The organism is Pseudomonas sp. 15A4, from assembly GCF_016925575.1.
Lineage (GTDB): Bacteria > Pseudomonadota > Gammaproteobacteria > Pseudomonadales > Pseudomonadaceae > Aquipseudomonas.
This window is the reverse complement of the sequence record NZ_CP068986.1, coordinates 2,831,053-2,844,507: the sequence shown is the minus strand read 5'-3', so window position 1 is coordinate 2,844,507 and position 13,455 is coordinate 2,831,053. Positions and strand designations below refer to the sequence as shown.

Sequence of the window (13,455 nt, the reverse complement as noted above, 5' to 3'; positions counted from 1 at the left end):
CCCCATGTGGATTGAACCTCCTGGATGCATCTGGCCCGTAGCGGGCAAGGCACTACTTCAAATTCGAGTTCAAGACCCGTGCCAAGGCGGCGTCGAGGATCTGCACGGCTTCATCGACCTGGGCTTCTGTCGTCACCAATGGCGCAAGGAAGCGCAGCACGTTGCGGTAAACGCCGCATTTGATAACCAGCAAACCACCCGCCCGGGCTTCGTCGATCACCCGTGCATTGAGGTCGGCGTCCGGGGTGCGCGCGGCGTCATCCTTGATCAGCTCGATCGCCAGCATGAAACCGGTGCCGCGCACGTCGCCGATGCGCGGGTAGCGCGCCTGCAAACCGATCAGGCCGCGGCGCAGACGCTCGCCCAGGAGTTGGCTGCGCGCCAGCAGTTGCTCTTCCTCGAACGCATCGATCACCGCCAGGGCCGCCGCGCACGCCAGGGCGTTGCCGCCGTAAGTGCCGCCGAGGCCGCCGGGCAGCGGCGCATCCATGATGTGCGCCTTGCCGACCACGCCCGATAACGGCAGGCCACCGGCGAGGCTCTTGGCGACAGTGACCAGATCAGGCTGGATGCCGGCGTGCTGGTAGCCGAACCAGGTGCCGGTGCGGCCGAAACCGGTCTGGATTTCGTCGAGGATCAGCACAATGCCGTGCTTGTCGGCTAATGCCCGCAGCGCCTGAAGAAACTCCGGCGGCGCGGTGAGGAAACCGCCGTCGCCCTGCACCGGTTCGATCAGAATCGCAGCCACTCGGTCCGGTGCCACTTGGGTGGCGAGCAATTCATTCAGCGCAGTGATTGCGTCAACACTGCTGACACCGCGATACGCGTTCGGGTACGGCGTATGGAACACCTCCGGCGCAAACGGCCCGAAGTTCTGTTTGTAGGGTTGGCTCATGCCGGTGAGCGTGGTGCCGAGCAAGGTGCGCCCGTGGAAGCCGCCCCGAAAGGCGATGACTGCCGAACGGTTGGTGTGGGCACGGGCGATCTTCACGGCGTTCTCCACCGCTTCTGCGCCGGAGGTGAAGAACGCAGCCTTGTAGGCTTCCTGCCCGCCGATCATTTCGCAGAGGCGCTGTGCCAGGTCGAGGTAAGGCGTATAGGCCGCCACCTGAAAGCAGGCGTGGGAGACTTTTTGCAGTTGAGCCTGCACGGCGGCGACCACTTTCGGGTGATTGTGGCCGATGTTGAGCACGCCGATACCGCCGACGAAATCCAGGTAGCGCTTGCCATCCACGTCCCACAATTCGGTGCCCTGGGCAAGGTCGATCACCAGCGGGTGCGCGGTGACCAGACCACGGGGCACAAATTGCTCGCGCTGACGGAGCAAAAGAGGGGTTTCGTCGACTTTGCTGTTCATGGCATTTCCCATCGTGAGTCCGGCAACCTGGAGGCGGTTGCGATGCTGATCAGGTTACGGCGTGCGGGCAACGCACTTAGCCGAACTTGGCCCGTGAGAAATTCGGATCAACTGTTTTGGCCCCGCCTTTCAACAGATCCTGCGTCGGGCTTGGAGGATGATGTGGGCTAGCTCCCTACCCCTTCCCTTCAGCCTCCCTTTAGCAGGAGAAGCCCATGGCCTTGCTCTACAAAGCCGACCCGCGCGCGCGCCACACTGGCAGACGCTGTTCGCCGAACACGCACCGGACATCGAATGGCGCGCCTGGCCGGACGTCGGCAATCCCGAGGAGGTCGAGTATCTGGCCGCCTGGCAGGCGCCGGATGATCTGACGCAGTTGCTGCCCAATCTGAAAGTGCTGTTCGCGCTGTCGGCCGGGGTCGATCAGCTGGATCTGTCGCGGTTGCCGGCGGACCTGCCGGTGGTGCGGCTGCTGGATCCGGGCATCACGCGGGGGATGTGCGAGTACGCGACGTGGGCGGTGTTGAGTCTGCATCGGGATATGCTTCGGTACCGCGAGCAGCAGGCGGCGCGTTGCTGGCAGGCGCATCTGTTGCAGCCGGCGGAGAACCGCCGTGTGGGTGTGATGGGGTTGGGCACGCAGGCGCAGCAGATTCTGGCAACACTGGCGCCGTTCGGGTTTGCCTTGTCGGGCTGGGCGCGCAGCGTTCATGAGATTGAGGGGGTGGACTGTTTTGCGGGTCAGGCGCAGTTGTCGGCGTTTTTGGGGCAGTGCGATATTTTGCTGTGTGTGTTGCCGTTGACGGAGCAGACGGAGGGGATTCTGGACCGGAATCTGTTTGCGTTGCTGCCGCGGGGTGCGGGGCTGATCAATATGGGGCGCGGCGGGCATCTGGTGGAGGGGATTTGCTGGAGGCGCTGGAAAGTGGTCAGTTGGGCGGCGCTATTCTGGATGTGTTGCAGGTGGAGCCGGCGGCGGCTGATCATCCGTTTTGGGGGCACCCGCAGGTGGTGTTGACGCCGCATGTGGCGGCGATGACGCAGCCGGCGAGTGCGTTTGGGGTGTTGCTGGAGAATATTCGGCGGTTTGAGCGGGGGAGCGGATGGTCGGTCAGATAGATCGAAACCGCGGTTATTGAGTTGTTTTTCAGATCACAAGCCAGATCAAGATCAAGATCAAGATCAAGATCAAGATCAAGATCAAGATCAAGGGCGTCTGCCTGGGGGCAGACTGTTTCGCCTTCGGCGAGTTACTTGGAAAAGCACCCCAAGTAACCAAGGGTGCTTGCTCTCGGTTGGGCCCTTCCTTCGTCAGGGTTCCTTCACTCCGGTCTCGCTCCGTGGGCCCGCCGCCATCCGCCATCCATGGCGGGGGCGGCTCTCGCGGCATCCATGCCGCTCGGCCCACTCCGCGAGACCTGCGTTCAGCCTGCACCAAAGTCGCGATTGGTGTCGATTGGGCTAGCTTTGTATGAAGAGCAGAAGCAGATCAAAAGCAGATCAACAGCTTCCCGGTTAAAGCCGGTCCTACGGGGGATCGCCGACGGTCCCACTGACACCGCGCATGCTTTTTAGTGGGACCGGCTTTAGCCGGGAAGAGGCCAGTCCAGTCGCCCACAATTATGTGACGTGAAACCTTACGTCTTGTCTGCTGAAGCCAGTCCCACTGAAATCTAAAGCCTTTCCGTCCGGCAACATCCCGTAACCCCCACGCCGTTGACCACTCGTCGACCCGACCGCATCCTCCGCCGCCCTAAATTGGCGGACTTCAGGAAGGTCATGTTCAAGGACGACAAAAAGATCCCTTTGGGGACGACTCGATTTTCAAAGGGCTTCCCAACGGAGGTGCGTCGTGGGCCGCATGGAACCCGCCTCCCGAACCCGTGCGGGTGCCCACTTCGATGCCTGAACGCTGGCCCGAGCCGAAGGCGCGTACCGACAAGGTATTCGCCAAATCCTGTAACGGGGAATGGTGCAGCACCGACGCCGGTACCACCGTAGAGCCCGCCTCCAACTTCGGCGCGGTCATGATGGCGGGCGCCATGCTGCTGCCTTCCGCCTCCGACGCCATTGCCGCCGCACTCGGCGCAGACATGGGACTGGGCCGTATGGCCGGTGGCGGCATCATGCAGCGCAGCCACACCTGGCTGCTTCGCGGAGCAGGCGGCCCGGCGAGTCTGTTCATCGTCGGCATGCTCCCGGCGAAGATGGGCGACGGCACGCTCTACACCGACGACGAATTGCGCAACCTGACTCAGGCAACCACGCGGGTGCGCTTTCAGCTGCGCCGTGATGCAGAGGGCGAGTTGCAGATCTACGGCATTCACTCCAAAGCATCCGGCGACGACTCGGTCCGCACTGTGCAAGCCCGCTGGAATGCCGACAAAAGCGCGATGGAGGCCCATCTTAACGGCATCACTATTCTCATGACGCGCCGCCGGGGTCGATACGGGACGCTGGAACCGCTGGTCTACCCCGAAAACAGCGATGCCCGTTTAGGCACCATCCTCGTCCACCCGATCCCGGACGACACCGACAGCCAGCTCGAAGGCCTCCCCGGCGACGACATCACCGCCGAAGACTGCATCCTCGTCTTCCCCGCTGACTCGGGGCTGAGGTCGATGTATGTGGTGTATGCAAGGCCGTTTAATGGGGATCATGGGTATCATCCGCCTCCGAAAGAACTCGCCGCATTTCCCGACGCAAAGGTTGCGCCCCGGAAGACATCGGTCAAGGGCGGTGGAGGTCTGCGCAAACGCTGGAAAACCCAGGCAGGCGAGATTTTCGAATGGGACAGCCAGCACGGGGCAATTGAAAAATACAACAAGCGAGGAAAACACTTGGGAGAGTTCGACGCAGAAACAGACACTCAAACCAAAAGTGCAGACAGCACACGCGAGGTTGAACCTTGAAATACATCGTTGAGGTATTCGACAGAGAGAGCGAACAGCTCAAGCTTGAAATCAATCTGCCCGACGGTTGCGACGCTCAATTGAGCGAAATCATGGAGTGGTCGGAACCGCAACGCGGCGACGAAGGATACGACCTGAACCGCGATCAGGCTTCAGCCATTGAGGCATTGGTTGGAAGAAAATTCTTTGATGAGGTTCATATCTTCCAACTTACATGCAATGTCGCTTAAAGCTCGATCGTTTAAAGGGGACTGATTTATTTACAGCGCTTCTCCATAAATTAATCTGTCCCCGGTCCGTTGGTGTGGCATCCGACGTCTTCCCGGCTAAAGCCGGTCCTACTGACACAACGCTTGCATTTAGTGGGACCGGCTTTAGCCGGGAAGAGGCTCGCGCAATCGCTATCAATTTCTCGGTGTAGCATCCGACGCCTTCCCGGCTAAAGCCGGTCCCACTGAGATCAAAACCTGTAATCGGTGAGCCAGACACATGCAGATCGTTCCCACGCTCTGCGTGGTAATGCAGCCCCGGACGCTCCGCGTCCCTGTGGGACTGGCTTTAGCCGGGAAGGCGTCAGCGGCCATATCGAAAAATTGATATTGCACACACCGGCCTCTTCCCGGCTGAAGCCGGTCCCACTATTGGAACGCGTAGCCTGACGGCCCTCCGTTAAACCAATCTTCCGGCAATCGCCGCCCCGACGTTTTGGGTTGAGCCCTTCCCGCCCAAATCCGGGGTGATTGGCCCCTCTGCAATCACTTCCTCAATCGCCTTCAATATCCCGTCATGGGCCGCGCGGTAGCGTTCGTCTCCGTTGCCGAGGAAGTCGAGCATCAGCGCGCCGGACCAGATCATCGCGATGGGGTTGGCGATGTTTTGTCCGTAGATATCCGGCGCGGAGCCATGCACCGGTTCGAACAATGACGGAAACCGCCGTTCCGGGTCGAGGTTCGCCGAGGGGGCGATGCCGATGGTGCCGGCGCATGCCGGGCCGAGGTCCGAGAGGATGTCGCCGAACAGGTTCGACGCCACGACCACGTCAAACCGGTCCGGCTGCAACACGAAGCGTGCGCAGAGGATGTCGATGTGCTGCTTGTCCCACGTCACCTCAGGGTAATTTGCCGCCATCAAGGCCGTGCGTTCGTCCCAGTACGGCATGCTGATGGAAATGCCGTTGGATTTGGTCGCGGCGGTCAGGCGTTTGCGCGGGCGGGTCTGGGCGAGTTCGAAGGCGAATTTGAGGATGCGGTCGACGCCACGGCGGGTGAACACCGATTCCTGCAGGACGAATTCGTGCTCGGTGCCTTCAAACATCTTGCCGCCCACTGAGGAGTATTCGCCCTCGGTGTTTTCCCGGATCACCACGAAGTCGATATCCCCCGGCTTGCGTCCGGCCAGCGGACAGGGCACGCCGGGGAACAGGCGCACCGGGCGGATGTTCACGTATTGGTCGAAATCACGGCGAAACTTGAGCAACGAACCCCACAGGGAAATGTGGTCCGGCACCTTGTCGGGCCAGCCCACGGCGCCGAAGTAGATCGCGTCATAGCCCTTGAGCTGCTCGAACCAGTCGTCGGGCATCATCTTCCCGTGGGCGAGGTAGTAATCGCAGTGGGCCCAGTCGAGCACGTCGATGCTCAGGTTGAGCTCCCATTTTTTCGCGGCCTGTTCCAGTACCCGCAGCCCTTCGGGCAGGACTTCCTTGCCGATGCCGTCGCCCGCAATCGCGGCGATTCTGAATGCCTTGCTCATGGTGCGCCCCTTGGGATGAATCAGTTCAAGCCGCCGATGTGGAAGGCTTTGACTTCAAGGTACTCGTCCAGGCCGTACTTGCTGCCCTCGCGGCCGAGGCCCGATTGTTTGATGCCGCCGAACGGCGCGACTTCCATCGAGATGATCCCGGTGTTGAGGCCGACCATGCCGAACTCCAGCGCTTCGCCGAAGCGCCACGAACGCTTCAAGTCCTGGGTGAAATAGTAGGCGCCCAGGCCGAACGGCGTCGCGTTGGCCAGGGCCAGCGCTTCGTCTTCTGTAGTAAAGCGCATCAACGGCGCCACCGGGCCGAAGGTTTCCTCATTGGCCAGGAGCATGCCGGCGTGGGCGTCAGCCAGCACGGTGGGTTGCACGAACTGACTGTCGCCTGCGGGAATCCCGCCGCAGAGCAGTCTGGCGCCCTGGCTCAGGGCATCGTCGATGTGCCGGGCCACCTTGCTCACCGCCGCCGGGTTGATCAGCGGACCAATGGTCACGCCTTCTTCCAGGCCGTTGCCGACCTTGAGTTTGCCCACCTCCTCCACCAGCCGCGCGGCAAATCGGTCGTAGATGCCCGCCTGCACGAGGATGCGGTTGGCGCACACGCAGGTTTGCCCGGCGTTGCGAAACTTGCTGATCATCACCCCGGCCACGGCCTGTTCGAGGTCGGCGTCGTCGAACACCACGAACGGCGCGTTGCCACCCAGTTCCAGGCTCAGCCGTTTGATGTGTTCGGCGCTCTGGCGCATCAGCAGGCGGCCGACGGCGGTGGAGCCGGTGAAGGAAATCTTGCGCACCGCAGGGTTGCCGGTGAGTTCTTCACCGATGCCGGCGGGCATTCCGGTGATGACGTTGAACACGCCGGCCGGAATACCGACGCGCTCGGCCAGCACCGCCAGCGCAAGGGCCGACAGCGGCGTGAGGTCCGACGGTTTGACGATGACCGGGCAACCGGCGGCCAGGGCCGGCGCGCATTTGCGGGTGATCATCGCGTTGGGGAAATTCCACGGGGTGATCGCGGCGCAGACGCCCACGGGTTGCTTGAGGGTCAGCAGGCGGCGGTCGCCACTGGGGGCCGGCATGGTTTCGCCGTAGACCCGGCGCGCTTCTTCGGCGAACCATTTGACGAAGCCGGCGCCATAGCGGATTTCGCCCTTGGCCTCGTTCAGCGGCTTGCCCTGCTCGCAGGTCATGATCAGCGCGAGGTCGTCGAGGTGGTCGATCATCGCCTGGAACCAGCGCTCCAGCAGCGCCGCACGTTCTGCCGCCGGGCGCGCGCGCCACGCCGGCCAGGCCTGCTCGGCGGCTTCGATGGCCCGGCGGGTGTCCACGGCGTCCATGGCCGGAACCTGGGCAAGCAGTTCGCCGGCGGCAGGGTCGCGGACGTCGAGGGTGGCGCCGCTGTCGGCAGCGATCCACTGGCCGTTTACGTAGGCGCGTTCAGCCAACAGGCCGGGGTCTTGCAAGCGATTCTTGAGCATGGTCGAGTCCTGATCCGAGACAGATTCCAGTCTAGGGATCTGCCTCGGACGAGGATGCCGAAAGCGTCTTCAAACCAGCGTGCCGTGCTGAAATTCCCGTCAGGACGGCAGGCTCTGCTACGCCTTCAGCGAGCCCAGCAGCCCTTGCAGAAAGCGCTCGCCGGCGTCCATCTGGCTGACCTCGATAAACTCGTCCGGCTTGTGCGCCTGCTCGATGGAACCCGGGCCACACACCACCACCGGCACATCCAGCCGCTGCTTGAACAGACCGCCTTCGGTGCCGAAGGAGACCTTGGTCATGCCGGTGTCCGGCGCGGCGAATTGCTTGAGGAAGCTCACCGCCTCGACCGTCGGGTGGGTGTCGAGGCCGGGGTAGACGTTGATGGTTTCTATCTCGATGGCCGCGACGCTGGAGAGCTTCTGCGCCTCACGCACGATCACTTCGGCGCGCTCGCGCATCTGCTCGATGAACTGATCCAGGTTGTCCGCCGGCAGGTTGCGCACCTCGAAATCCAGGGTGCACAGGTTCGGCACGATGTTCAGCGCCTTGCCGCCGCTGATCTGCCCGACATGCACGGTGCTGTAAGGCACGTCGTAGTCAGTGTCCTGAGCACCGTGGCGTTGCAAATGCTGCTGGCTCTCCCGCAGGGAGGCGATGAAGTCGCAGGCCACGTGAATGGCGTTGACCGAGCGCGGCGCCAGGGACGAATGCGCCTCCTGGCCCCGGCAATAGGTGCGGTAGGAGCCTTTGCCTTTGTGCCCAAGGACGAATTGCATGTTGGTCGGCTCGCCGATCACGCAGAGAAACGGCCGCACCGGCGCCAGGTGCAGCACGTCGAGCAAGCGCCGCACGCCGACGCAACCGATCTCCTCGTCATGGGACAAGGCCAGTTGCAGCGGGCGGTTGAGGGGCGTGTGAGTGAGTGCTCTGCCGCGTCGAGCATGGCGTCGATGGCCAGGGCGATGAAGCCCTTCATGTCGCAACTGCCGCGGCCATAGATGCGCCCGTCCTGCACGGTGGCGGCGAAGGCCGGAAAGGTCCACGCCTGCCCCGCCGCCGGCACCACGTCGGTGTGCCCGGAGAGCAACACGCCGGGCTGGTCTTTCGGACCGGTGCTGGCGAACAGGTTGGCCTTCTTGCCACTCTCGTCCTTGACGATCAGCGACTCGATGCCCTTGCTCAGCAGCAGGTCGCGGACGTAGTCGATCAGGGCCATGTTGGACTCCGACGACACGGTTTCGAAGGCCATCAGCCGTTTCAGAATCTCGAGAACGCGGGGTTTCATGAGGCGTGGCTCCGTTGCGCGGCGGGAAGGGCAAAACGCGTGATGGAGAATGCCTCGATCGGGGTCGTGGTGCGACCGGTATCGAGCAGTTCGGCCATCACGTCACCGACGCCGGGGCCGAGCTGAAAGCCGTGGCCGCAGAAGCCGAAGGCGTAGAACAGCCCGTCGACGGTGCCGCTGGGGCCCATGATCGGCAGCGAGTCCGGCAGGTAGCCTTCGATGCCGCTCCACACGCGGATGATGTTCAGATTGCCGACGCCTGGCAGCAGCCGACGCATCTGCTCGGCCTGATTGAGGATGCTGCGCGGTTCGACAGCGGCGCGGCGGTTGAGCATGTCCGGTTTGCTGCGAAAGCCGCCGCCGATGACGATGTTGCCCCGGGAGATCTGGCGGAAGTAGATCACTTCCTCGGCGATCTTGGTGTACACGCCGATCACCGTTGGCAAGGCGTAGGGCACCGGTTCCGTGACCGCCATCTGCGGGCCGTGGGTGTCCAGCGGCACCGGTTCGTCGAACTGCGCCGAGAGTTTCTGGCCCCAGGCGCCGGCGGTGATCAACAGCTGCGCGGCGTGGAACTGACGACCGTCGGTGGTGGTGACGTGAAAGTCTCCGCCGACCTTCTGGACCTCGGCCACTTCCGTGCGCTCTTCGATCTGCGCGCCCAGGCGACGGGCAGCGCGGGCAAAGGCTGGCGCGGCAAGGCGCGGGTTGGCGTGGCCGTCGTGGGGCGCATAAGAACCCCCTTTGACGTCCGCGCCGAGAAAGCCAAAGCGCTGATGCAGCTCGGCGCCACGGAAGATTTTCAGGTCAAGTTCCTCGGCTTCCGGGGCGGCGGCATAGGCCTCCAGCTCGGCGATTTCGTCTTCGCGGTAACACACGCGCATGTGCCCGCTGGGGATGAATTCGAGGTCGTCGTCGATCAGTTCCGGGAGGCGTTTCCACAGTGCGTACGAACGGTTGGCCAGCGCCAGTTGCCCGAGAAAACGCCCTTGCCGGCGCACGTTGCCGAAGTTGACGCCGCTGGCGTACTGGCCGATCTGGTCGCGCTCCAGCAGGATCACCGACTGCCCGCGCTGACGCAGAAAGAACGCCGTCGCTGAGCCCATCACGCCGCCGCCGACGATCACCACATCTGCTTTTTGCACGCTCATGGCGACACCTCCTCAATGAGCATCGACAAGGGTTTGACCGGCGCCTGCCCGCGCTGGCGACCGACTTCCTGCACCTGCACGCCGGCCTCTGCGGCGATCACTTCAGCCCCCGCCTGGGAGCAATAACGGCCCTGGCAGCGACCCATGCCGACCCGGCTGAATGCCTTGGCGCGGTTGACTTCACAGGCGCCCTTCTCGTTGACCGTGCGGCGTAACTCGCCGGCTGTGATCATCTCGCAGCGGCAGACGATGGCGCTGTCGGGCAAGGCCTTGGCCTGTTCAGCAGGCCAAGGAAACGCTTCGGCCAGGCCCAGACGAAACTGGTCCATCACCGTGAGCGCCTGTTGCTGTTCATCGCGCAGCCCGGCGTTAAACGGTTGCTTGAGGTCTTCCAGCAGTGCCAGTGCCACTCGGCGTCCGGCGTGCTCGGCGGCATCGGCCCCGCGAATCTTCGCCCCGTCGCCCGCGGCGTAGACGCCGTTCACCGAGGTGCGACCGGCCTCGTCCGTCGCCAGCCACCATTGCCTGGAGGCTTCATCGAAGGCCATGGCGCAACCGGCCAGATCACCCAGCTGGGTTTCCGGGCGCAGGTGATAACCCAATGCGACGGCATCCGCCTGCACGGTCACGGCCTTGCCGCTGCCGGTGGTGAAACGCACGCCTGCCACGCCATTGGCGGCATCGCCCAACACCTCTAACGGTTTGACGCCGAGATGCACGGGCACTTTAGCCTGATACAGCTGCGCCAGAAATTTCATGCCGGTCCACAACAGCCCCGGTCGTGCCAGCAGTTTTGGCAGGGCTTTAAGACGCAGGCTGAAGGGCGAGGTATCAAGAACCGCGGCCACAGTCGCGCCGGCTTTGACGTACTGGCTGGCGACCAGGTACAGCAAGGGCCCGCTGCCCATGAACACCACGCGATGGCCGATGGAAACGGCCTGGTTTTTCAACGCGATCTGCGCCCCGCCCAGGCTGTAGGTGCCCGCCAGTTGCCAGCCTTCAATGGGCATCAGGCGGTCGGTAGCGCCGGTGCAGAGAATCAGCGCGTCGTAGTCCAGGGTGGTGTGGCGGCCCTGATTCGCGCAGCACAACTGCCCCGGCGTGAGGTTCCACACCAGCGTGTCCGGGCGGTAATCGATGGCGCCACGGATGCGGTCGAAGGTCTGGTGCAGGTCCTTGGCCTTGTCGGCTTCGCTGCCATACAAGGCGGAGTAATCGCGCGTGAATCCGTCCGGCTGGCGGCGGTAGATCTGCCCGCCGTCGCGGCGGTTCTCGTCCACCAGAATCGGCTTGATGCCGGCCGCCAGCAAGGTTTCGGCGCAGCGCACGCCGGCCGGGCCCGCACCGACGATGACGACGCGATGGGTGCTCAACTGTGCAGTGGCCATGTCGCCTCCGGTTGTGTGGTGACGATGTCCAGGCCGTCGCGGACTTCATTGGAGCAGGCGCGCAGGCGTTCGCCGCCACGGGTCCAGACCCAGCAATCCTGGCAGGCGCCCATCAGGCAGAAACCGGCGCGGCGGCCGCTGTCGAATTCCGACTGGCGCAGCGAACCGCCCTGGGTCAGCAACGCCACCATCAGCGTGTCGCCCTGCAACGCTTCGATTGGCGCGCCATCCACGGTCAGGTTGACCGTCGGCCGGCCCTGTTCGGCCAGCCTCACAAAACGCCCTTTCATGCATACGCTCCAAAGCTTGTGGGGGTAACGCCGCGCTGGGTCGCCAGCAGATCGGCGGCGTCGCGGTGGCAGAGAATTTCGCTGCCGTTGTCCAGCGTGCGGCGCTTCGGCGCGGTGCGGTTGCACAGGCCGTCGACGCGCATCGGGCAGCGATTGAGAAAGGTGCAGAGCTCCGGCAGGTTGGCCCGCTCGCCGATCGGCGGCAGCTCGCCGCTGGTGGCGCCACAGGTTTCCAGCCAACCCTGACGCAGTTCCGGCACCGAATGAATCAAGAGGTCGGTGTACGGGTGGTACGGCGCTTCGGCAAAGGATTCGCGGCGGCCGGCGTGGACTTTGTGGCCGCTGTACATCACCACGATGTCGTCGCACAGCGCACGCACGGTGGAGATGTCGTGGCTGATGAACAGGTAGGACACGCCCAGTTGCTGACGCAGGTCGCGGAGCAGTTCGAGAATCGCCGCACCAACCACGGTGTCGAGGGCCGAGGTGACTTCATCGCAGAGGATCAGGTCGGGCTTGGCCGCCAGCGCCCGGGCCAGGTTGACCCGCTGCTTCTGCCCGCCGGACAGTTCATTGGGGCGGCGCTCGGCCATGTCTCGCGGCAGGCGCACCAGGTCGAGCAGCTCGCCGATGCGCGCCTGCAACGCCGCGCCCTTGAGGCCGAAATACATTTTCAGCGGACGGCTGAGGATGGTCGCCACGCTGTGCATCGGGTTGAGCGCGGTGTCGGCGTTCTGGAAAACCATCTGAATCCGGCGAAACTGCTCCGGCGTACGCTCCGACAAGCTGCCGCCCAACGGCTGGCCGTCGAAGGTCAGGCCGCCGAGGGCCGGGGTCAGCAGCCCCGCTACGACCCGTGCCAGGGTGGATTTGCCCGAGCCCGATTCACCGATCACGCCGATGGCCTGGCCACGTCGTACGGTCAGGTCGATGTCTTCCAGCACGCGGATCGCCGGCATGCCGTGCAGGTTTTTGTTGCCGTAGCCGGCGGTCAGGCCGGTGATGGTCAGCAGCGGGCTTTCTTCAGCCACGCCACAGGGCGGACGAATGCCCGTGTCAGGCCGCGCGGCCGCCAGCAGGCTGCGGGTGTACTCGTGGGCCGGCGCCTTGAGCAGCGGCGCGGTGGCGCTTTGCTCGAGAATCTGCCCGCCGTTGAGCACGACGATCTGGTCGGCCATTTGTGCGACCACGGCCAGGTCGTGGGACACGTAGACCGCCGTGGCGCCGCGCTCACGCACCACGCGCTTGAACGCCCGCAGCACGTCGATCTGGGTGGTGACGTCCAGGGCGGTGGTCGGCTCATCGAGCACCACCAGCAGCGGGTCGCTGATCAGCGCCATGGCGGCCATCACCCGTTGCAGCTGACCGCCGGAAACCTGGTGCGGGTAGCGGCGGCCGATGCGTTCCGGATTCGGCAGGGCCAGATCACGGAACAGGCCAATGGCCTTGGCTTCCAGCTCGGCGCGGGTGCCGAGGCCGTGGATCAACGGCCCTTCCACCACTTGATCGAGGAGTTTTTTCGCCGGGTTGAACGCCGCCGCCGCGCTCTGGGCAATGTACGAGACGCGATTGCCCCGCAGGCCCTGCAGCTGTTTTTCGTTCAGGGCGAGCATGTCGTGTTCGCCGACCTGCACCACGCCACCGGACAACCGGCAGCCCCGTCTCGCATAACCGAGCAATGCCAGGGCAATCGTGGTTTTGCCGGAGCCGGACTCGCCAATCAGCGCCAATACTTCGCCCTTCTCCAGGGCAAAACTCACGCCCTTGACGATCTCCACTTCGCTGCCCGGATCGCCGGCCACCACGCGCAAGTCTTCGACGCGAATCAACTGGGTCAT

At 63.9% G+C, this 13,455-nt stretch carries 9 protein-coding genes and 2 pseudogenes; 3 read left to right on the top strand and 8 right to left on the bottom strand.

Going from position 1 to position 13,455, the window contains the following annotated elements; translation table 11 throughout:
- Positions 1–52: 52 nt before the first annotated feature.
- Complete coding sequence (gene gabT, locus JN403_RS12820) at positions 53–1,357, bottom strand: 4-aminobutyrate--2-oxoglutarate transaminase (RefSeq protein WP_205487189.1); 1,305 nt, start codon at positions 1,355–1,357, stop codon at positions 53–55.
- Between the two features lie 215 nt (positions 1,358–1,572).
- Here gabT and JN403_RS12815 point away from each other — a divergent pair.
- The 3 genes and pseudogenes from JN403_RS12815 (at position 1,573) to JN403_RS12805 (ending at position 4,499) form a co-directional block, all read left to right on the top strand.
- Positions 1,573–2,496: pseudogene (locus JN403_RS12815) on the top strand (glyoxylate/hydroxypyruvate reductase A).
- Between the two features lie 762 nt (positions 2,497–3,258).
- Entirely contained in the window at positions 3,259–4,269 is a 1,011-nt protein-coding gene (locus JN403_RS12810; RefSeq protein WP_205487188.1) for a colicin E3/pyocin S6 family cytotoxin, read from the top strand.
- Entirely contained in the window at positions 4,266–4,499 is a 234-nt protein-coding gene (locus tag JN403_RS12805; protein ID WP_074887955.1) for a hypothetical protein, read from the top strand. The genes JN403_RS12810 and JN403_RS12805 overlap by 4 nt, the downstream gene beginning before the upstream one ends.
- 439 nt (positions 4,500–4,938) lie before the next feature.
- Here JN403_RS12805 and JN403_RS12800 read toward each other — a convergent pair whose 3' ends face one another.
- The 7 genes and pseudogenes from JN403_RS12800 to JN403_RS12770 form a co-directional block, all read right to left on the bottom strand.
- Positions 4,939–6,021 (bottom strand): tartrate dehydrogenase, encoded by a 1,083-nt coding sequence (locus JN403_RS12800; RefSeq protein WP_205487187.1) that lies wholly within the window; start codon positions 6,019–6,021, stop codon positions 4,939–4,941.
- A gap of 20 nt (positions 6,022–6,041) precedes the next feature.
- Positions 6,042–7,502 carry an NAD-dependent succinate-semialdehyde dehydrogenase gene (locus tag JN403_RS12795; RefSeq protein ID WP_205487186.1) on the bottom strand — a complete coding sequence of 487 codons (1,461 nt, stop codon included), beginning with the start codon at positions 7,500–7,502 and terminating at the stop codon, positions 6,042–6,044.
- Positions 7,503–7,619: 117 nt separating this feature from the next.
- Positions 7,620–8,788: pseudogene (argE, locus tag JN403_RS12790) on the bottom strand (acetylornithine deacetylase).
- Complete coding sequence (locus tag JN403_RS12785; protein ID WP_205487185.1) at positions 8,785–9,939, bottom strand: FAD-binding oxidoreductase; 1,155 nt, start codon at positions 9,937–9,939, stop codon at positions 8,785–8,787. The pseudogene argE and the gene JN403_RS12785 overlap by 4 nt, the downstream one beginning before the upstream one ends.
- On the bottom strand, positions 9,936–11,327 hold the full coding sequence (locus tag JN403_RS12780; RefSeq protein ID WP_205487184.1) for an FAD/NAD(P)-binding oxidoreductase: 1,392 nt from the start codon (positions 11,325–11,327) through the stop codon (positions 9,936–9,938). Before JN403_RS12780 ends, JN403_RS12785 begins: the two co-directional genes overlap by 4 nt.
- Positions 11,309–11,617, bottom strand: coding sequence for a (2Fe-2S)-binding protein (locus JN403_RS12775; protein WP_122535505.1), 309 nt, complete (start codon positions 11,615–11,617; stop codon positions 11,309–11,311). The genes JN403_RS12780 and JN403_RS12775 overlap by 19 nt, the downstream gene beginning before the upstream one ends.
- Positions 11,614–13,455, bottom strand: a complete 1,842-nt coding sequence (locus tag JN403_RS12770) for an ABC transporter ATP-binding protein (protein ID WP_205487183.1) — start codon at positions 13,453–13,455, stop codon at positions 11,614–11,616. Before JN403_RS12770 ends, JN403_RS12775 begins: the two co-directional genes overlap by 4 nt.